The organism is Escherichia sp. E2661 (assembly GCF_004745185.1).
Classification (GTDB): domain Bacteria; phylum Pseudomonadota; class Gammaproteobacteria; order Enterobacterales; family Enterobacteriaceae; genus Escherichia.
Genome location: NZ_PDIG01000042.1, coordinates 48,816 through 69,597, shown reverse-complemented (window position 1 = coordinate 69,597; position 20,782 = coordinate 48,816). Strand labels below are relative to the sequence as shown.

Here is a 20,782-nt window from a genome sequence, read left to right as displayed (position 1 = left end):
AAGTGTAACGCCAGATGACTCATTTTGTGTAATGACGGAGTTCACATTTTTAATTTAGATCAAGGGAGGAGAAATATGAAGAAAATGCCCGCCAAACGGCGGGCAGGCAAGATTAAAACTGGTATACCAGACCTAAAGCAACGATATCATCGGTAGAGATACCGTTCGCAGCGTAGAAGCTGTCATCCTCATCTAGTAGGTTGATTTTATAATCAACATAGGTGGACATGTTTTTGTTGAAATAATATGTTGCGCCAACGTCGGCGTATTTAACCAGATCTTTATCGCCATCAGTACCGACCAAATCGTTGCCTTTAGACATCAGGAAGGAGACTGCCGGACGCAGGCCAAAATCAAACTGATACTGGGCAGTAACTTCAAAGTTCTGGGTTTTGTTGGCAATCGTATTTGCTGAATTGCCGTAAGGCGTCATGTTACGGGTTTCAGAGTACATGGTTGCAAGGTAGATATTGTTAGCATCGTATTTTGCCCCTGCCGTCCATGCGTCAGCCTTATCGCCTTTTGCAGTAGAGAATTCAGCCTGTTGGTTGGTACGATCAGAACTGGTATACGCAGCACCAATGCTCACCCCCATACCTAAGTCGTAGGTAGAGGAGATACCGAAACCGTCGCCATTGGCATTCTTAATATTACGACTGCCACCGTTTGCAGTACCTTCTTGCTCATGACTAACCTGGTTTTCGTTCGCTCCCTGATACTGCAACGCAAAGTCCAGGCCATCAACCAGACCGAAGAAATCGGTGTTACGGTAAGTTGCGACGCCGTTTGCACGACCGGTCATATAGTTATCGGCTTTGGTATAAGAGTCGCCACCGAATTCAGGCAGCATATCTGTCCAGCCTTCGATGTCGTACATCACACCATAATTACGACCATAGTCAAATGAACCGAAGTCACCAAATTTCAGACCGGCAAATGCCAGACGAGTCCAGGAGTCGCCTTTATCATTTTCAGAGCCATTAGCCTGAACGTTATATTCCCATTGACCATAACCAACCAGTTGATCGGTAATTTGAGTTTCGCCTTTAAAACCAAAACGTACATAAGTTTGATCGCCATCACTATTCGCATTATCAGAAAAATAATGCAGGCCATCGACTTTGCCGTACAGGTCTAATTTATTGCCGTCTTTATTATAAATTTCTGCTGCATGTGCAGCACCTGCGGCGAGCAGGGCAGGGATTAAGAGCGCCAGTACTTTGCTTTTCATTGAATAAATCCTTTAGTTATTTTATTTGCCTTAATTTCCCCTGTTTGGGGAATGAAAACATCCTAAAGGAGAAGTTCAGTTAGCAGATAAATATCATTTGTTACGCCTTAAGTAAAACCTTAATCAAATAATTCTATGGAAATAGCAATAAGTTTGATGAATGTATTGCCGGGGAATCATGCAAAATAAAAATTATACATTTAATAAAGCATGGGTTATTCTGCGCGGGTTATATGCCTTTATTGTCACAGATTTTATTTTCGGTTGGGTCATTGCATTACTAATGTTTTTCCAACGAATAAAAAGACAAGCCCGAACTTTCGTTCGGGCTTTTTTTTTAATTGGATAATAGTTATCCAGAAAGGTTACTCGGTGCTATTTTTTTCCGCCTTTCCGGCCATTTGTGCCAGGAAGTCATAACGTTTTTGCAAATCAGCGGCGGCATCTTTCCATAACTGTTCTGCCACTTCCGGCTGTTGCGTGTTCAGACGGCGGAAACGCTGCTCATGAAGAAGCGTTTCTTCCAGAGCTTCTGAAGGCGGGCGGGAATCCAGCGCCAGCGGCAGTTTACCTTCATCGGCTCGACGCGGATCAAAGCGATACAGCGGCCAGAAGCCCGTTGCGGTGAGTTGACGCATCTGGTCGTGACTTAATGCCAGGTCATAACCGTGCTCTTCACATGGGCTGTAAGCAATAATCAGCGATGGCCCCGGATACGCTTCCGCTTCCTGTATCGCTTTCACCGTTTGGTTGAGTTGTGCGCCAAGAGAAATCTGCGCGACATAAACATGACCGTACATCATCATGCTAACACCAAGATCTTTGCGTGCTTTGCGTTTGCCATGTTCACCAAACTTAGTTACCGCGCCAAGCGGGGTGGCTTTCGATGCCTGACCACCAGTATTGGAATAGCATTGCGTATCCAGCACCAGGATGTTGACGTTTTCCGTCAGACTCAACACATGATCCAGACCGCCAAAGCCGATGTCGTAAGCCCAGCCGTCACCACCAATCAGCCAGATTGATTTCTCCACCAGCGCATCTGCGTCACGCAGCAGTTCATGCGCTTCAGCCACATCTTTGAGTTGCTGGCGCAGAGCAGCGACTTGTTCGCGACGAACGTCTGGCGTGGCGTCTGATTTCAACGCAGTCAGTAACTCAGCAGGGATTTTGTCGGCAAATTGATCCAGCAGACGCAGCACGCGGACACGGTGTTGATCGACCGTCAGGCGGAAACCAAGGCCGAATTCGGCATTATCTTCAAATAGCGAGTTCGCCCATGCCGGTCCACGACCGTTGGCATCAGTGGTATATGGCGTGGAGGGCAGGTTGCCGCCGTAAATAGAAGAACAACCAGTAGCGTTGGCAATCAACATCCGATCGCCATAGAGCTGAGTGAGCAATTTGATATACGGCGTCTCACCACAACCGGAGCAAGCGCCAGAATATTCAAACAGCGGAGTGATCAACTGCGAAGTACGAATATCAATACGTTCCAGTTTGCTGCGGTCGATTTCTGGTAAATTCAGGAAGAAGTCGTAATTGATTTTCTCTTCTTCCACATGTTCCAGACGCGACATCATATTGATGGCTTTGATCTCTGGATTTTGTCGGTCTTTCGCCGGGCAAACTTCTACGCACAGGTTACAACCGGTGCAATCTTCCGGTGCGACCTGCAACACATATTTCTGCCCGCGCATATCACGAGATTTCACATCCAGTGAATGCAGGCTGGTCGGAGCGTTTACCATCGCTTCGGGCGGTACGACTTTCGCGCGAATGGCGGAATGTGGGCAAGCGGCGACGCAGTGGTTACATTGAGTACAGAGTTCCTCTTTCCAGATAGGGATCTCTTCGGCAATGTTGCGTTTTTCCCAGCGAGTAGTGCCCATCGGCCAGGTGCCGTCTGGTGGTAGCGCTGAAACGGGGAGGGCGTCGCCAAGTCCGGCGAGCATCGCAGCGGTAACCGTTTTGACAAAATCAGGTGCGGCATCAGATACCACTGGTGGACGGTTGGCACTTTGCGGATTTACCGGTTGCAGTGGTACTTCTTCAACGGACTCGCGCGCCAGCGCCAGAGCTTGCCAGTTGCGTTCAACCAGATCCTGGCCTTTGCTGCTGTAACTTTTGGCAATGGCGCCCTGCAATTCTGCGAGGGCGCTATCGCCAGGCAGAATTTGCGTTAGATGGAAAAAAGCCATCTGCATGACAGTATTAATGCGAGCTGCCAGCCCACATTCACGGGCGATTTTCGCCGCGTTAATCACATAGAAACGCGCTTTTTTCTGATTCAACACAGCCTGGACTTCCTGCGGCAGTCGCGACCACACTTCATCTGCGCTGTACGGCGTGTTGAGCAGGAAAATGCCGCCAGGTTTTAAACGCTCAGCCATTTGATATTTGTCGATAAACTGCAACTGGTGGCAGCCAACAAAATCAGCCTGGGAAATGAGATAAGCGGAACGAATCGGCTGCTCGCTCACGCGAAGGTGAGAAACCGTCAGGCCGCCCGCCTTTTTGGAGTCGTAAACAAAATAGCCCTGTGCGTACCACGGCGTGGAATTACCGATAATTTTGATATTGTTTTTAGTTGCGGAAACGCTGCCGTCGCTACCCAGCCCGTAAAAGAGTGCTTCCAATTTTGCGGAATTCGGCAGAGTATTTTCCGGCAATGGCAGCGACAAATTGGTCACATCGTCATAAATACCAACCGTAAAGCGCGCTTTCGGTTTAGCTGCGTTGAGTTCGGCGAATACCGCCAGTACACAGTCTGGGCCAAATTCTTTGGATGAAAGACCATAGCGCCCGCCAATGACGCGTGGCAGTGTTTCGCGCTCGCCATTATTAAAGGCTTCAGCCAGCGCCGTCATTACATCCAGATACAGGGGTTCTGCCTGCGCACCAGGCTCTTTGGTGCGATCCAGCACCGCCACAGTACGTACAGAGTTCGGCAATGCTTGCAGTAAGTGTCTGGCGGAGAAAGGGCGGTAAAGTCGCACTTTTAGTACGCCCACTTTTTCGCCACGGGTCAGCAATTCGTCCACGACTTCTTCACAGGTGCCGATGGCCGACCCCATCAGGATAATTACCCGTTCCGCTTGCGGATGACCATAATATTCAAACGGCTGATACTGGCGACCTGTAGCGGCAGCGAAATCAGCCATTGCCTGTTCAACATGGTCATAGACCGCGTTGTACCACGGGTTAGTGGCCTCACGTGACTGGAAGTAAGTGTCCGGATTAGCCGACGTACCGCGGATTACCGGATGTTCCGGGTTAAGTGCGCGAATGCGATGAGCATCAATTTCTGCCTGGGGCATTAGCTCAAGAATAGTGTCGTCGGCCAGTGGGACAATTTTGTTGATTTCGTGGGAAGTGCGGAAACCATCAAAGAAATGAATAAATGGTACGCGGCTTTTCAGCGTTGCGATGTGCGAAATGAGAGCAAAGTCTTGGGCTTCCTGCACGTTTGCTGCACACAGCATGGCACAGCCAGTCTGACGTACCGCCATCACATCTGAATGATCGCCAAAAATAGAGAGCGCATGCGTGGCCACAGTACGCGCTGCCACATGCAGTACAAACGGCGTCAGCTCACCTGCCAGTTTATACAGCGTCGGGATCATCAGCAGTAAACCCTGCGACGATGTAAATGATGTCGAAAGAGCGCCTGTTTGCAAAGCACCATGCACAGTTGCGATAGCGCCAGCTTCTGACTGCATTTCAACCACACGAGGTGTATCTCCCCATACGTTCTTCAGGCCGTTTCCGGCCCAGGCATCAGCCTGTTCAGCCATCGTGGAACTCGGGGTAATAGGGTAAATGGCGATAACTTCACTGGTGCGAAATGCCACCGAAGCTACCGCGCCATTTCCGTCAATTGTGATCATACGACACCCTTACATTGCGCAAATGAGGGGCGCACGAAAAAGCTGCGCGCCCAGTAATAATCTTTTAATTTTAGCAAATGGCTTTCTGCTGCATTTTCGCTTTTGTGTTCTCTATATCAGCGTAATGAATGTTTTGATCAAATCCCGGGCAAAAAAATAGCCACAAAATAGTAAAAAAAAACGTTGCAATTCACATACAGTTCTCGACGTAGCCGCCTGAGCTGCCTATTATTACGGCGGTTTCGTTGGACTTAAAGATTTGAGGAAGTAAAGATGCGAGTAATGTTGTGCGTAGGGGCTGCCGTTTTATTGTTGTCGGCGTGTAGTAGTGAACCTGTTCAGCAGGCGACCGCGGCGCATGTGGCCCCAGGTTTAAAAGCGTCAATGTCGAGTAGTGGAGAGGCAAATTGTGCAATGATTGGCGGTTCGCTTTCCGTTGCCCGTCAACTGGATGGTACAGCGATCGGGATGTGTGCATTGCCCAACGGCAAACGCTGTAGTGAACAGTCGCTTGCCGCCGGAAGTTGTGGCAGTTATTAATTCATTAAATCCGCCAGCTTATACGTTAATGTCTGTTTTGCGGTCGCCAGCGTTAACTGATTCGCGGTCAGATCCACTTGCGCACCTTCTTTCAGCATTTCGCGGATGGTGTTATCGAGTTCGTTAAGCTGTGGATTGGCACACATCATACGAGTCATTGCCAGTCCTTTAACTTTTAGTTCTCCGTCCAAAAGTTTACCTTCGCCGCTAAAGCGGTTGCACATGTTGCCAGAAATCATCATCTTTTCACCAAAGCTGATTTCTGGCGGGTTTTTCTCGCTGGCAACAGGTTGACCATTTACACTTTCCAGTACGAAACGGTGATGCTGTAACTGTTCTGGCGTTACAGCAATTTTGTCATTACTTACACATCCCGCCATCAGCAGGCTTAGCGCGACTAGCGCGGCAACTTTCTTCATTTTAGTTCTCTACTTAAGGTATAAATTTGGTGCTGTTTGCCGGATGCAACGCTGATTGCGTCTTATCCGTCCTTAAAACATATTTTAAGAATAGAAGATCAAATATCTTTGAGGATTATCTGAATAAGCTCCCCTGTATGACAGGGGAGCGGTGAGATTAAACCAGTTCGTTCGGGCAGGGTTCGCCTTTTTCCAGATTGCTCAAGTTTTGCAGCGTTGTCTGGGAAATACTGGTCAGGGCTTCTGCCGTCAGGAACGCCTGGTGTCCGGTGAACAGTACGTTATGGCAGGCTGAGAGACGACGGAAAACATCATCCTGAATCACATCGTTGGATTTATCTTCAAAGAACAGATCGCGTTCATTCTCATACACGTCCATTCCCAGCGAGCCAATTTTCTGGTTTTTCAGTGCTTCAATCGCGGCTTGTGAATCAATCAGCGCACCACGGCTGGTGTTGATGATCATTACGCCATTTTTCATCTGATCGAACGCCGCCTCATTCAGCAGGTGGTAGTTCTCCGGCGTCAGCGGGCAGTGCAGGGAGATAACGTCTGATTCAGAGAACAAGGTCGGCAGATCGACATATTCCACGCCGAGTTCCAGCGCTGCTGCACTTGGATACGGATCGAATGCCAACAGGCGCATACCAAAACCTTTCAGTATACGCAGCATTGCCACACCGATTTTACCGGTGCCAATCACCCCCGCCGTTTTACCGTACATAGTAAAACCAGTAAGCCCCTCCAGAGAGAAGTTGGCGTCACGGGTACGCTGATACGCGCGGTGAATACGACGGTTCAGCGTCATCATCATACCAATCGCATGTTCAGCGACGGCTTCCGGATCGTAAGCCGGGACACGCACCACTTTGAACCCCAGTTCTTTTGCCGCATCGAGGTCGACGTTATTGAAACCGGCACAGCGCAGGGCGATATACTTAACGCCGTGCTTTTTCAGCTCTTCCAGCACCGGACGGCTGCCGTCGTCGTTTACGAAAATACATACTGCTTCGCAACCATTGGCGGTTTTTGCCGTTTTTTCCGTCAGCAGAAAGTCAAAAAATTCCAGCTCAAAGCCAAAGGACTCGTTCACCTGTTGCAGGTACTTTTTGTCGTACTGTTTTGTGCTATATACGGCGAGTTTCATAAGACTTTCTCCAGTGATGTTGAATCACATTTAAGCTACTAAAAATATTTTACAAAATTTAAAATTTAATTGAAAGTTATGGCGATATTGAAAATTCCAGGAACATCTATGCTTAGTGTAGGCGCAACCTTCAACTGAACGGTTAAACATGCCACAATACCTGTATTGACTGCTTAATTTTTCGCTAAATCAGGATATTAACTACCCATGTTGGGTAAATATAAAGCCGTTCTCGCGCTGCTATTGCTGATTATTCTTGTGCCGTTGACGCTGCTGATGACGCTCGGGCTGTGGGTTCCCACGCTGGCGGGTATCTGGCTACCGCTCGGTACACGCATTGCATTGGATGAAAGCCCACGCATTACGCGTAAAGGTTTAATTATTCCCGATCTTCGTTATTTGGTGGCGGATTGCCAGTTGGCACATATCACCGATGCCAGCCTTTCGCATCCCAGCCGCTGGTTATTGAACGTCGGTACAGTAGAACTTGACTCCACTTGCCTGGCGAAATTGCCACAGGAAGAACCCTCGCCAGCCGCGCCGAAAACTCTTGCGCAGTGGCAATCCATGCTGCCTAACACCTGGATCAATATTGATAAACTGATTTTTTCACCCTGGCAGGAATGGCAGGGAAAACTCTCTCTATCGTTGACCTCCGATATCCAGCAACTCCGTTATCAGGGCGAAAAAGTTAAATTTCAAGGCCAACTTAAAGGGCAGCAACTCACGGTCAGTGAACTGGATGTTGCCGCCTTTGCAAATCAGCCGCCAGTAAAACTGGTGGGAGAATTTACCATGCCGCTTGTGCCGGATGGGCTTCCGGTAAGTGGTCATGCTACAGCAACGTTGAACCTGCCGCAGGAACCGTCACTGGTGGATGCCGAGCTGGAGTGGCAGGAAAATAGTGGGCAATTGATTGTAATGGCTCGAGATAACGGCGATCCGTTGCTCGATTTGCCGTGGGAAATTACCCGTCAACAGTTGACCGTTAGCGATGGTCGCTGGAGCTGGCCGTATGAAGGTTTTCTCCTGAGTGGGCGGCTGGGTATCAAAGTCGACAACTGGCAGGCAGGGCTTGAGAACGCGTTGGTGAGTGGTCGACTGAGTGTGCTGACCCAGGGGCAAGCGGGTAAGGGTAACGCGGTGCTTAATTTCGGCCCAGGAAAATTAAGCATGGATAACAGTCAGATGCCGCTGCAACTGACCGGTGAAGCGAAACAGGCAGATCTCATTTTATATGCTCGCTTACCTGCTCACTTAAGTGGAAGTCTGGCTGACCCAACGCTGGCCTTTGAACCGGGCGCATTATTACGCTCTAAAGGGAGAGTCATCGATTCGCTGGACATTGACGAAATCCGCTGGCCGTTAGCAGGTGTTAAAGTGACACAACGTGGTGTGGACGGTCGCTTGCAGGCCATTTTGCAGGCTCATGAAAATGAATTGGGCGACTTTGTGCTGCATATGGATGGGCTGGCGAATGATTTTCTCCCTGACGCAGGCCGCTGGCAGTGGCGTTACTGGGGCAAGGGCAGTTTTACCCCAATGCACGCCACCTGGGATGTTGCAGGAAAAGGTGAGTGGCAGGACAGCACGATTACGCTGACCGACCTCTCGACCGGTTTCGATCAGTTGCAATATGGCACAATGACGGTAGAAAATCCGCGATTGATTCTCGACGAGCCCGTCGTCTGGGTACGTGACCCACAGAAACCTTCGTTTCGAGGGGCGCTTTCGCTGGATGCAGGACAAACACTTTTCACGGGCGGTAGTGTGTTACCGCCATCAACTTTAAAATTTAGTGTCGATGGACGCGATCCGACGTATTTCCTCTTCAAAGGGGATTTACATGCTGGTGAGATTGGTCCGGTACGGGTGAATGGTCGCTGGGACGGTATTCGCCTGCGCGGCAACGCCTGGTGGCCAAAACAATCACTGACCGTATTCCAGCCGCTGGTGCCACCAGACTGGAAGATGAACTTACGTGATGGCGAGTTGTATGCCCAGGTGGCATTTTCTGCTGCGCCTGAGCAGGGCTTCCGTGCGGGTGGGCATGGCGTGTTGAAAGGTGGCAGCGCGTGGATGCCAGACAACCAGGTCAACGGTGTCGACTTTGTGTTGCCATTTCGTTTTGCCGACGGTGCGTGGCACCTGGGAACGCGGCGGCCTGTGTCATTACGTATTGCTGAGGTGGTTAACCTGGTGACGGCAAAAAATATCACTGCCGATCTTCAGGGCCGTTATCCGTGGACCGAAGACGAACCCTTGTTACTGACCGATGTGAGTGTTGATGTTTTGGGCGGTAACGTGCTGATGAAACAATTACGTATGCCGCAACACGATCCGGCGCTGTTGCGACTGAATAATCTCTCTTCCAGTGAGCTGGTTAGCGCCGTCAATCCGAAGCAATTCGCTATGTCAGGGGCATTTAGTGGTGCATTGCCGCTATGGCTTAATAATGAAAAATGGATTGTGAAAGATGGCTGGCTGGCAAACGCAGGTCCCATGACTTTGCGCCTGGATAAAGACACCGCCGATGCAGTAGCAAAAGACAATATGACCGCTGGGACTGCCATCAACTGGTTGCGCTATATGGAAATTAGCCGTTCATCGACAAAAATTAATTTAGATAATCTCGGCGTGTTAACCATGCAGGCGACGATCAGTGGTAATAGTCGCGTCGATGGTAAAACCGGTACGGTAAATCTCAATTACAGCCATGAAGAGAATATTTTCACGCTGTGGCGCAGTTTACGCTTTGGCGATAATCTCCAGGCATGGCTGGAACAGAATGCCCGACTCCCGGAAACTGGCTGCCCATCAGGAAAAGAGTGTGAGGAAAAACAATGAAAATAGTGATAGCCGCGTTCGCGTCCTCTTTTATGTTGGTTGGTTGTACGCCGCGTATTGAAGTGGCTGCACCGAAAGAGCCAATCACCATTAATATGAACGTTAAAATTGAGCATGAGATCATCATCAAGGCGGACAAAGATGTTGAAGATTTGCTCAAAACCCGTAGCGATCTTTTTTGAGGTAATGATGAAAAGAACATTACTCATAGCGGTATGGATTATTGGACTGGTGAGCAGTAGTGCGATGGCATTAACCCTGAATGAAGCCAGAAGTCAGGGGCGGGTAGGTGAAAGGCATGATGGCTACCTTGCGGCTATAAGCACTGATCCGGAAACACGCGAGCTGGTAGCAAATATCAACCAGGCACGGAAAGAGAGTTATCAGAAGCTCGCTGAAAGCCATAATATCCCATTGGAAGAAGTGGCAAATCTGGCAGGGACGAAGCTGGTGGAAAAGGCAAAAACCGGTGAATACGTGCAGGGCATAAATGGTATGTGGGTACGGAAATAACATGCAACGGTAGTTCAAACACCATTTGGTAGTAGTCGGTGAAAAATAGGGTATTAGTTCACAAGATCATAGTGCACAGTGTCGCTGCAAAGGAGAACATCGATTACACCGACGTTCCTGAGAAAAAAGATGAATGTATTAAAAGAGACGCGTTCGCAACTATAGTGAATTGCTGCTCATCAAATAAATAATCCCAACAAATAATCAACATTAATAATATTCTCTACGTGAATTTAATATCGAAATCATTATTGTATTGAGAAGATTTTTAATCATATATAAATATTGTTCTTATGTTGTTATATATTCACTGTATCTATATTTAGGTAATGCCAACAAAATAGGTTGAATAATGTACTGCTGACAATATAGAATGCCTCTCATATATTTTTTGAATATTTTACAGTCAGATATTTGTAAGGGTTGTTGATTTCAATGATCTTTATGAACTCTGGCATTCTTTATATTTGTCAGAAGGATTTATTATGCAAAGGAAAACCCTATTATCAGCCTGTATTGCATTAGCTCTGAGTGGTCAGGGTTGGGCGGCTGATATTACAGAGACAGAAACGGCCACAGGCGAAAAGAAAAATACCAATGTGACTTGTCCGGCAGACCCTGACAAGCTGACTCCGGAAGCGTTAAAGCAAATCCCTCCCGAATGTTCTCCACAAGTACAACAAAACCTTATGCCGTGGGTTGCCTCTGGTGCCTTTGCGTTAATCACCGCGCTGGCGGTCGTCGAACTAAACGACGATGGTAATCATCATCATGGCAACAATGCCCCTGTACCGCCGACACCACCCGATGATGATTCAGGCGATACTCCAGTACCCCCAACGCCTGGCGGAGATGATATAATCCCGGACGATGGTCAAGATGATCCCCCGCAGCCCCTCAAACCTATTTCGTTTAATAATGACGTTATCTTCGATAAAACAGCAAAAACGTTAACGATTCGCGATACCGTTTTTACTTATAGCGAGAATGCCGATGGGACTATTTCTCTGCAAGATAGCAATGGGCGTAAGGCAACGATTGATCTTTGGCAGATTGATGAAGCAAATAATACCGTAGCCCTTGAAGGGGTGAGCGCAGATGGCGCAATAACGTGGCAATATAATCACAATGGTGAACTCATTATTACGGGTGATAATGCCACAGTAAATAACAACGGCAAAACCACCGTTGACGGTAAAGACTCCAGCGGTACGGAAATCAACGGTAATAACGGGAAAGTTGTTCAGGACGGCGATCTGGACGTCAGCGGCGGGGCGCACGGTATTGATATCACCGGCGACAGCGCGACGGTGGACAACAACGGCACCATGACCGTGACCGATCCGGAATCCATCGGTATTCAGATCGACGGCGACCAGGCAGTTGTTAATAACAAAGGCGACAGCACCACCACCAATGGCGGCACCGGCACACAGATTAACGGTGACGACGCCACGGCGAATAACAGTGGTAAAACGGTCATTGATGGTACCGACTCCACTGGCACAGAAATCAACGGCAATAACGGCACCGTTATCCAGGACGGCGATCTGGATGTCAGTGGCGGCGCTCACGGCATTGATATCATCGGTGACAGCGCGACGGTGGATAACAAAGGCAATATTACCGTTACGGATCAGGATTCGGTTGGCATATTTATTGACGGAGACAAAGCAACGTTTGCCAATACGGGCAATGTTGATGTCAGTAATTCGGCTACCGGGTTTAATTTCAAAACTGATGAAGGGAATATTACTCTCGCAGGGAGTATGCAGGTTGGCGATTTCTCGACCGGCGTCAATCTTAACGGCAATAGTAACAGCGTGACGTTGGCGACAAAAGATCTAAATGTAATCGGGCAGAAAGCGACGGGTGTGAACGTTTCAGGTAATGCAAATACGCTGAATATCACGGGTAACGTTCTGGTTGATAAAGATCAAACTGCAGACAATGCGGCAGATTATTTCTACGATCCATCCGTGGGTATTAATGTCTATGGCCATGATAATACTGTAACACTGGACGGTAAGTTAACGGTTGTTTCAGACAGCGAACTGACTTCTCGTAAGAATAATGCATTTGATGGCAGTGCAGAGGAAGCGTCAGGTCTGATTGTCAGTGGCAATGGCAATACCGTTAATATGAATGGCGGTATTGAACTGATAGGGGAGAAAAATGCGCTTACGGATGGTTCGCAGATTGCGTCCTTGCGCACGGGCTATAGTTTTACTGGCCTTATTGTCGTTAATGGTGAATCATCAGTTTATCTAAATGGTGATACAACAATCAGCGGAGAATTTCCTCTGGGCTACGCTGGCGTTATCCAGTTATATAATAAAGCGCTACTGGAAATTGGCAGTGGTGCTACGTTAAAAATGCAGGATATTGACAGTTTTGAGCATTATGCGACAAGAACGCCGGAACTTATATATGCTGAATCTGGTGCGAAAATTGTTAATAAAGGCACTGTGGAAATTCAGAATCTAGGTTTTGCATTTGTTAATGGTGAAAACACAACAGGTATAAATAGTGGTACGATCTTGTTATTACAAAATGATGAAGATCCAACACCATCACCTTTTGTTTTACTGGCCACCAATAATAGTAGTGCCACTAATGAAGGCACCATTACTGGTAAGGTAATGGAGCAGCACAGTGTATTTAATAAATTTTTAACAGGTACATCTAACCAAAATATCTTCAATAATGATGTCAGTAGCCTGACAGGATTGGTTGCTCAATCAAATAGCACAGTTATTAATAGTGACAGTGGCATTATTGATTTATATGGGCGTGGAAGTGTCGGCATGCTCGCTATGATAGAATCAACAGCGGAAAATAAGGGTAAAATTACACTGGATTCTCTGTGGGTAGATGCAAACGACACGACTGTACTGCGAGATGATATCGCGACCAGCAGCGCTATTGATTTCGGTACAGGTATGGCCGTTGGTACTGATAGCTATCCTTCACCAGGGAAAAATTCAACAGCAATCAACAAACTGGACGGCATTATTACTATTTATAATGCTGGGGCGGGTATGGCGGCCTATGGGATCAGTAATACTGTTATTAACCAGGGTACGATTAACCTGGAGAAAAATGGATATTATGATGATTCTCTGGGAGCAAATACCCTGGTAGGGATGGCTGTTTATGATAATGGTACTGCCATTAATGACCAGACAGGCATTATTAATATTAATGTTGATAGCGGCCAGGCATTCTATAACGATGGCACTGGCACAATTCTGAATTACGGTTCTATTAATCTGTTCGGTACTCCAATAGATGAAACTGATCCGCATATGGGCGCGGCAACAGACAATAGCGATCTATTAACAGAGTTGAGTGATAGTGGTGAATCGGTCACGAAGACATCAACCAGAGATGGATTTATTACTACAAATTCATTAGCCAATTACGGCAATGAAACTATTAACAGCGATTTAAAAGCAACGAAGTGGCTTTACAATGAAGATAATGCCAGTCTGACAATTAATGGTGATTTGAATATTGTACAAGGGCTGGAAAACAGCGGAGTGCTGGATTCTGATACCATTAATGCCAACGCCAGTATTTACAATCGTGCGACAGCAAGCATGACAACTGATCTGCTGACCCTGAATGGTGGAATTAATTTCTACAACGAAGGGAAATTCAGCGGTGTTATTGAGGGAATCAGTTACAGACAAAACATTGTCAACACTGGCGAAATGGCAGTTACTGCTGATGGTAAATCATTAATGAATGGCAGTTTCGTACTGTATAACGAAGCAGATTCAACGCTCAGTAATAGCGGAAATGCTATTGCAGGAGGTGAAAACACCATTGTTAATGTGACTCGCCCCAATGACTCGCTTGCGCAGGTTAACCGTGGCACGATTACCGCCACTAACGGTTACAGTGCTATTAAAACAGCAAGTACAGGATCAAACAGTAACGGTAAATGGATCTGGAATACGGAAACAGGTGTTATTAATGGTATTAATCCAGATGCTCCGTTGATTGATTTAGGCCGTGGGTATAATTTCGCAAATGCCGGGGTAATCAATATTCAGGGTGATGGGGCAGTTGCTATTAGCGGCGGAACGACCAGTTATACTGTCCAGTTGGTGAACAGTGGTACGATTAATGTCGGCACCGAGCAGGGTCAGGCTGATGGAACTAATGGTGAGGGGCTGATTGGTATCAAAGGAAATGGTTCTGCAACGACGATTAATAATACTCAAGAGGGCGTTATTAATGTTTACGCAGATAATTCATGGGCGTTTGGTGGCTCGACTAAAGCGATTGTGAATAATGGGATTATCAACCTGCTGTGTAATATTGATTGCGATATTTATGCACCAAATACAACAGGGACGAGAAATGATCATGATGGTACTGTTGATATCACTGTACCGAATGCTTCTGCGACACCAGGACAGGGCAACGTACCTGCTACGCCTGTTGAGTCAGTTACCCAGCAAAAACTCACCAATTACACCATTGGTACCAACAGTGACGGAAGTTCCGGCACGCTGAAAGCCAATAATTTGGTCATAAGTGACAACGTCACGGTTAATACTGGATTCAGTGCCGGTACTGCTGATACCAGCGTAGTGATTGATGATGTTTTCAAAGGTGAAAATATCAGCGGCGTGGAGAATATCACTTCCTCCACAGTTGTCTGGAACGCTAAGGGCAGCACTGATGCCAACGGCAACGTTGACGTCACCATGAGTAAAAACGCCTACACCGAGGTAGCAACTGATTCTTCGGTGAATGATGTCGCGAAGGCACTGGATGCGGGTTACACCAACAACGAACTGTTTACCAGCCTGAACGTCGGCACGACTGCCGAACTGAACAGCGCACTTAAGCAAATTAGTGGCAGCCAGGCGACCACGGTATTCCGGGAAGCGCGCGTGTTAAGCAACCGCTTTAGTATGCTGGCGGATGCCGCGCCGAAAGTGGGTAACGGTCTGGCGTTCAACGTTGTAGCGAAAGGCGATCCGCGTGCCGAGTTAGGTAATAATACCGAATACGACATGCTGGCATTGCGTAAAACCATCGACCTGAGCGAAAGCCAGACGATGAGTCTGGAGTACGGTATAGCTCGCCTCGATGGCGACGGTGCTCAGAAAGCGGGTGATAATGGCGTAACCGGTGGCTACAGCCAGTTCTTTGGCCTGAAACATCAGATGTCCTTCGACAATGGCATGAACTGGAATAACGCATTGCGTTATGACGTTCACAACCTTGACAGCAGTCGTTCGATTGCATTTAGCAGCACGAACAAAACGGCTGATACCGACGTGAAGCAGCAGTACCTGGAGTTCCGCAGCGAAGGGGCGAAGACTTTCGAACCGAGCGAAGGGCTGAAGATCACGCCATATGCGGGTGTAAAACTGCGTCACACACTGGAAGGTGGCTATAAGGAACGCAATGCCGGAGACTTTAACCTGAGCATGAACAGCGGCAGCGAAACGGCGGTAGACAGCATCGTCGGGCTGAAACTGGACTACGCAGGAAAAGACGGCTGGAGTGCGAGCGCTACGCTGGAAGGCGGGCCAAACCTGAGCTACGCGAAGAGCCAGCGCACGGCAAGCCTGGCAGGCGCTGGCAGCCAGCACTTTAACGTCGATGACGGGCAGAAGGGCGGCGGTATCAACAGCCTGGCAAGCGTCGGCGTGAAGTACAGCAGCAAAGAAAGTTCACTGAATCTGGATGCGTACAACTGGAAAGAGGACGGCATCAGCGACAAAGGTGTGATGCTGAACTTCAAGAAAACGTTCTAATTTTTAGCATGTGATACATAAACCGCAACGCTGATACAGGTTGCGGTTTTTTTATTGCCGGATGCGGCGCTTGACGCGTTTTGTTTTGGTGTCTTTCAGGACAATAGAGCAACTCATCCAGTAATCTTGTTTACGCCTTCGCATTATTTATCTCTTTTCATTTCTATACTGATTTTCTTAATCCGTTTTATTACAGGGCAGGGTGCGATGAGCAGCAATACATTTACTCTCGGTACAAAATCCGTTAACCGTCTTGGTTATGGCGCGATGCAACTGGCAGGTCCTGGGGTTTTTGGCCCCCCAAGAGATCGCCACGTCGCTATAACCGTGCTGCGTGAGGCGCTGGCATTGGGCGTCAATCACATTGATACCAGCGACTTTTATGGTCCGCACGTCACCAATCAGATTATCCGCGAAGCGCTTTATCCTTACTCTGAAGACCTGACAATTGTCACTAAAATTGGTGCGCGGCGTGGAGAGGACGCATCCTGGTTGCCCGCATTTTCTCCGGCAGAGCTGCAAAAATCGGTGCACGATAATCTACGTAATCTCGGGCTGGACGTACTGGATGTGGTTAACTTGCGCATTATGATGGGGGATGGTCATGGCCCAGCGGAAGGATCGATAGAAGCCAGCCTGACCGTGCTGGCAGAGATGCAACAACAAGGCCTGGTAAAACATATTGGCCTAAGCAACGTCACACCGACGCAGGTTGCAGAGGCGCGCAAGATTGCCGAAATCGTCTGTGTGCAGAACGAATACAACATTGCTCATCGTGCTGATGACGCAATGATTGATGCTTTGGCTCGTGACGGCATTGCCTACGTGCCGTTCTTTCCGCTCGGGGGCTTTACGCCGCTGCAATCTTCAACGCTTTCCGATGTTGCTGCGAGCCTGGGTGCAACACCAATGCAGGTAGCGCTGGCGTGGCTGTTACAACGTTCACCGAATATTTTGTTGATTCCTGGAACATCTTCTGTTGCGCATTTACGGGAGAATATGGCTGCTGAAAAATTGCATCTTTCTGAGGAAGTGTTGTCTACGTTGGATAGTATTTAACAAACAACAGGGGGAACATTCCGGTTCCCTTTTTTACTGCATGGAGAGCATATGTTTAAAACAAGGATTGATAATGACGCTCTATCAGGTTAAACCGCTCTTCCAGTCGTTGTTAAGACCGGTAATGTTTTGGCTTCATAAGCGTCACGTCACAGCAAATTATATTACTCTTGCTGCGCTGGCACTTTCTCTTCTTACCGGATTGCTGTTAACGCTACTGCCACAGCCGATGTTGTTTCTGCTACTGCCCGTCGTATTGTTTGTCCGAATGGCGCTTAACGCGCTGGATGGCATGTTGGCGCGTGAGTGCAATCAGCAAACACGGCTTGGGGCGATTTTGAATGAGACTGGCGATGTTATTTCTGATATTGCGCTCTATTTACCGTTTTTATTTTTACCGGAAAGTAACGCATCACTCGTAATACTCATGTTATTTTGCACCATATTGACTGAGTTTTGCGGTTTACTCGCGCAGACGATTAACGGTATTCGCAGTTATGCCGGTCCATTTGGCAAAAGCGATCGCGCGTTAATATTTGGTCTGTGGGGGCTGGCCATTGCCATTTATCCACAGTGGATGCAATGGAATAATCTTTTATGGAGCATTGCTTCAATTCTGCTTCTCTGGACTGCGATTAATCGTTGTCGAAGCGTGCTCCTGATGAGCGCTGAAAGATAATGCTGGAAAAATCTCTGGTAACACTTTTCGCGTTGTTAATTTTAGCAACGCTGATAAACCGTTTTCTGGTATGGCGGTTACCGGAGAGAAAAGGGGATGAAGTTACATTACGTATTCGTACCTGGTGGGGCATCGTCATTTGTTTTTCACTGGTCATTTCAGGTCCACGCTGGATGACGTTGACGTTTTTTGCGCTGATAAGTTTTCTGGCATTGAAAGAATATTGTACGCTTATATCAGTACATATTCCACGTTGGTTATATTGGGGTATTCCTCTTAACTATTTGCTTATCGGTTTTAATTGCTTTGAGCTGTTTCTGTTATTTATACCTTTGGCTGGGTTTCTGATATTAGCCACCTGGCGAGTTTTAGTGGGTGACCCCTCTGGTTTTCTGCATACCGTGAGTGCCATTTTTTGGGGCTGGATAATGACCGTTTTCGCCTTGAGTCATGCCGCCTGGTTATTAATGTTGCCAACCACAAATATCCAGGGCGGGGCGTTACTGGTGTTATTTCTTTTGGCATTAACCGAGTCAAACGATATTGCACAGTATTTATGGGGAAAATCCTGCGGCAGAAGAAAAGTGGTCCCCAAAGTCAGCCCGGGAAAAACGCTGGAAGGTCTGGTGGGGGGCGTAATCACCACCATGATTACGTCACTGATTATTGGACCGTTGCTGACACCGCTAAATACATTACAGGCATTATTAGCGGGTTTGTTAATTGGTATTAGTGGTTTTTGCGGCGATGTAGTGATGTCAGCCATCAAACGAGATATTGGTGTTAAAGATAGTGGAAAACTATTACCAGGACATGGCGGACTCCTTGACAGGATTGACTCATTAATTTTCACCGCTCCGGTATTTTTTTATTTTATTCGCTACTGCTGTTACTGAAGGAAAATAGAGAAAATGGAAAATTCACGCATCCCTGGGGAACATTTTTTTACCACCAGTGATAATACAGCGTTGTTTTATCGGCACTGGCCCGCTTTACAGCCCGGGGCGAAAAAGGTCATCGTCTTATTTCATCGCGGGCATGAACATTCTGGTCGTCTACAACATCTCGTTGATGAACTGGCGATGCCAGATACTGCTTTTTATGCATGGGATGCCCGGGGGCATGGAAAAACTTCGGGGTCGCGTGGTTATAGCCCGTCTCTTATGCGCTCAGTGCAGGATGTCGATGAATTTGTCCGTTTTGCTGCCAGTGACAGCCAGGTCGGACTGGAAGAGGTAGTAGTAATCGCGCAAAGCGTCGGCGCAGTGCTGGTTGCCGCATGGGTTCATGATTATGCGCCTGCAATTCGTGGGCTGGTGCTGGCTTCTCCGGCCTTTAAGGTTAAATTGTATGTGCCACTGGCACGTCCTGCGCTGGCGTTATGGCATCGTCTGCGTGGTCTGTTTTTTATTAATTCCTATGTGAGAGGACGCTATTTGACCCACGATCGGCAACGGGTCGCGAGTTTCAATAATGATCCGCTGATCACACGGGCGATTGCCGTCAATATCTTGCTCGATCTCTATAAAACGTCTGAACGTATTATTAGCGATGCGGCGGCGATTACGCTTCCCACGCAACTTCTGATATCGGGCGAAGATTATGTTGTGCATCGCCAACCGCAAATTGATTTTTATCAGCGTTTACGTAGCCCTCTGAAAGAGCTACATCTGCTGCCAGGCTTTTATCACGACACGTTGGGTGAAGAGAACAGGGCGCTGGCATTTGAAAAAATGCAAAGCTTTATTAGTCGCTTATATGCTAACAAATCGCAAAAATTTGATTATCAGCATGAAGACTGCACAGGCCCCTCTGCGGATCGATGGCGGCTCCTTTCTGGTGGACCCGTGCCATTATCGCCGGTTGATTTAGCGTATCGCTTTATGCGAAAGGCGATGAAATTGTTCGGGGCGCACTCTGCGGGCCTGCATCTCGGAATGAGCACCGGCTTTGATTCAGGCAGTTCGCTGGATTATGTCTATCAAAATCAACCGCAAGGTAGTAACGCATTCGGGCGCTTAATCGACAAAATCTACCTGAACAGTGTTGGCTGGCGCGGTATTCGCCAGCGCAAAACCCATTTACAAATGCTGATTAAACAAGCCGTTGCCGATCTCCACGCCAAAGGTTTAGCCGTCCGTGTGGTTGACATTGCCGCAGGGCATGGGCGCTATGTACTGGATGCGCTGGCAAACGAGCCTGCCGTAAGCGATATTTTGTTACGTGATTACAGCGAGTTAAATGTTGCACAGGGGCAAGAGATGATTACCCAACGGGGAATGTCTGAGCGGGTGCGTTTTGAACAGGGCGATGCGTTTAACCCGGAGGAACTCAGCGCGTTAACTCCGCGGCCTACGCTGGCGATTGTCTCTGGCCTGTATGAGCTTTTTCCCGAAAATGAGCAGGTAAAAAACTCACTCGCAGGTCTTGCCAGAGCCATCGAACCGGGTGGCATTCTCATCTACACCGGGCAGCCGTGGCACCCACAACTGGAGCTGATTGCCGGGGTGTTAACCAGTCATAAAGATGGTAAACCGTGGGTAATGCGCGTGCGTTCGCAAGGGGAGATGGATTCGCTCGTGCATGATGCCGGATTTGATAAATGCACACAACGGATTGATGAGTGGGGTATTTTTACGGTTTCGATGGCGGTGCGTCGTGAACACTGAACGCC

Annotated in this window: 13 protein-coding genes; 9 read left to right on the top strand and 4 right to left on the bottom strand. The window is 48.0% G+C overall.

What is annotated here, in order from left to right; genetic code table 11:
• Positions 1 to 112: 112 nt before the first annotated feature.
• Both ompC and nifJ read right to left on the bottom strand, forming a co-directional pair.
• Entirely contained in the window at positions 113 to 1,231 is a 1,119-nt protein-coding gene (gene ompC, locus CRI63_RS22785) for a porin OmpC (RefSeq protein WP_130222724.1), read from the bottom strand.
• A 365-nt stretch (positions 1,232 to 1,596) separates the two neighbouring features.
• On the bottom strand, positions 1,597 to 5,121 hold the full coding sequence (nifJ, locus tag CRI63_RS22780; protein ID WP_135520901.1) for a pyruvate:ferredoxin (flavodoxin) oxidoreductase: 3,525 nt from the start codon (positions 5,119 to 5,121) through the stop codon (positions 1,597 to 1,599).
• Between the two features lie 273 nt (positions 5,122 to 5,394).
• Between nifJ and CRI63_RS22775 the strand changes: the two genes are divergently transcribed.
• Positions 5,395 to 5,661: a DUF333 domain-containing protein gene (locus tag CRI63_RS22775; RefSeq protein ID WP_064527363.1), complete on the top strand. Its 267-nt coding sequence runs from the start codon at positions 5,395 to 5,397 to the stop codon at positions 5,659 to 5,661.
• On the opposite strand, the gene hslJ is transcribed toward CRI63_RS22775, so the two are convergent.
• Together hslJ and ldhA are read right to left on the bottom strand one after the other, a co-directional pair.
• A complete protein-coding gene (hslJ, locus tag CRI63_RS22770) occupies positions 5,658 to 6,080 on the bottom strand; it encodes a heat shock protein HslJ (RefSeq protein WP_135520899.1) in 423 nt (140 codons plus the stop codon). The two genes, CRI63_RS22775 and hslJ, sit on opposite strands and share 4 nt — an antisense overlap.
• A gap of 157 nt (positions 6,081 to 6,237) precedes the next feature.
• A complete protein-coding gene (gene ldhA / locus CRI63_RS22765; RefSeq protein WP_064527367.1) occupies positions 6,238 to 7,227 on the bottom strand; it encodes a D-lactate dehydrogenase in 990 nt (329 codons plus the stop codon).
• Between the two features lie 207 nt (positions 7,228 to 7,434).
• On the opposite strand from ldhA, the gene CRI63_RS22760 reads away from it, so the two are divergent.
• The 8 genes from CRI63_RS22760 (at position 7,435) to CRI63_RS22725 (ending at position 20,777) form a co-directional block, all read left to right on the top strand.
• Positions 7,435 to 10,074: a YdbH family protein gene (locus CRI63_RS22760; RefSeq protein ID WP_135520897.1), complete on the top strand. Its 2,640-nt coding sequence runs from the start codon at positions 7,435 to 7,437 to the stop codon at positions 10,072 to 10,074.
• The gene (locus CRI63_RS22755) at positions 10,071 to 10,256 is read left to right on the top strand and encodes a YnbE family lipoprotein (protein ID WP_000706310.1); all 186 of its coding nucleotides are present in this window, start codon (positions 10,071 to 10,073) and stop codon (positions 10,254 to 10,256) included. The genes CRI63_RS22760 and CRI63_RS22755 overlap by 4 nt, the downstream gene beginning before the upstream one ends.
• A gap of 7 nt (positions 10,257 to 10,263) precedes the next feature.
• Positions 10,264 to 10,587: a YdbL family protein gene (locus tag CRI63_RS22750; RefSeq protein WP_135520930.1), complete on the top strand. Its 324-nt coding sequence runs from the start codon at positions 10,264 to 10,266 to the stop codon at positions 10,585 to 10,587.
• Positions 10,588 to 11,072: 485 nt separating this feature from the next.
• A complete protein-coding gene (locus CRI63_RS22745) occupies positions 11,073 to 16,370 on the top strand; it encodes an autotransporter outer membrane beta-barrel domain-containing protein (protein WP_135520895.1) in 5,298 nt (1,765 codons plus the stop codon).
• A gap of 207 nt (positions 16,371 to 16,577) precedes the next feature.
• Positions 16,578 to 17,429: a pyridoxine 4-dehydrogenase gene (gene pdxI, locus CRI63_RS22740; RefSeq protein WP_135520893.1), complete on the top strand. Its 852-nt coding sequence runs from the start codon at positions 16,578 to 16,580 to the stop codon at positions 17,427 to 17,429.
• Between the two features lie 73 nt (positions 17,430 to 17,502).
• On the top strand, positions 17,503 to 18,108 hold the full coding sequence (locus CRI63_RS22735; protein ID WP_135520891.1) for a CDP-alcohol phosphatidyltransferase family protein: 606 nt from the start codon (positions 17,503 to 17,505) through the stop codon (positions 18,106 to 18,108).
• Complete coding sequence (locus CRI63_RS22730) at positions 18,108 to 19,004, top strand: phosphatidate cytidylyltransferase (protein ID WP_135520889.1); 897 nt, start codon at positions 18,108 to 18,110, stop codon at positions 19,002 to 19,004. Before CRI63_RS22735 ends, CRI63_RS22730 begins: the two co-directional genes overlap by 1 nt.
• A gap of 15 nt (positions 19,005 to 19,019) precedes the next feature.
• Positions 19,020 to 20,777 (top strand): bifunctional alpha/beta hydrolase/class I SAM-dependent methyltransferase, encoded by a 1,758-nt coding sequence (locus CRI63_RS22725; protein WP_135520887.1) that lies wholly within the window; start codon positions 19,020 to 19,022, stop codon positions 20,775 to 20,777.
• The last annotated feature ends 5 nt before the right edge of the window (positions 20,778 to 20,782 follow it).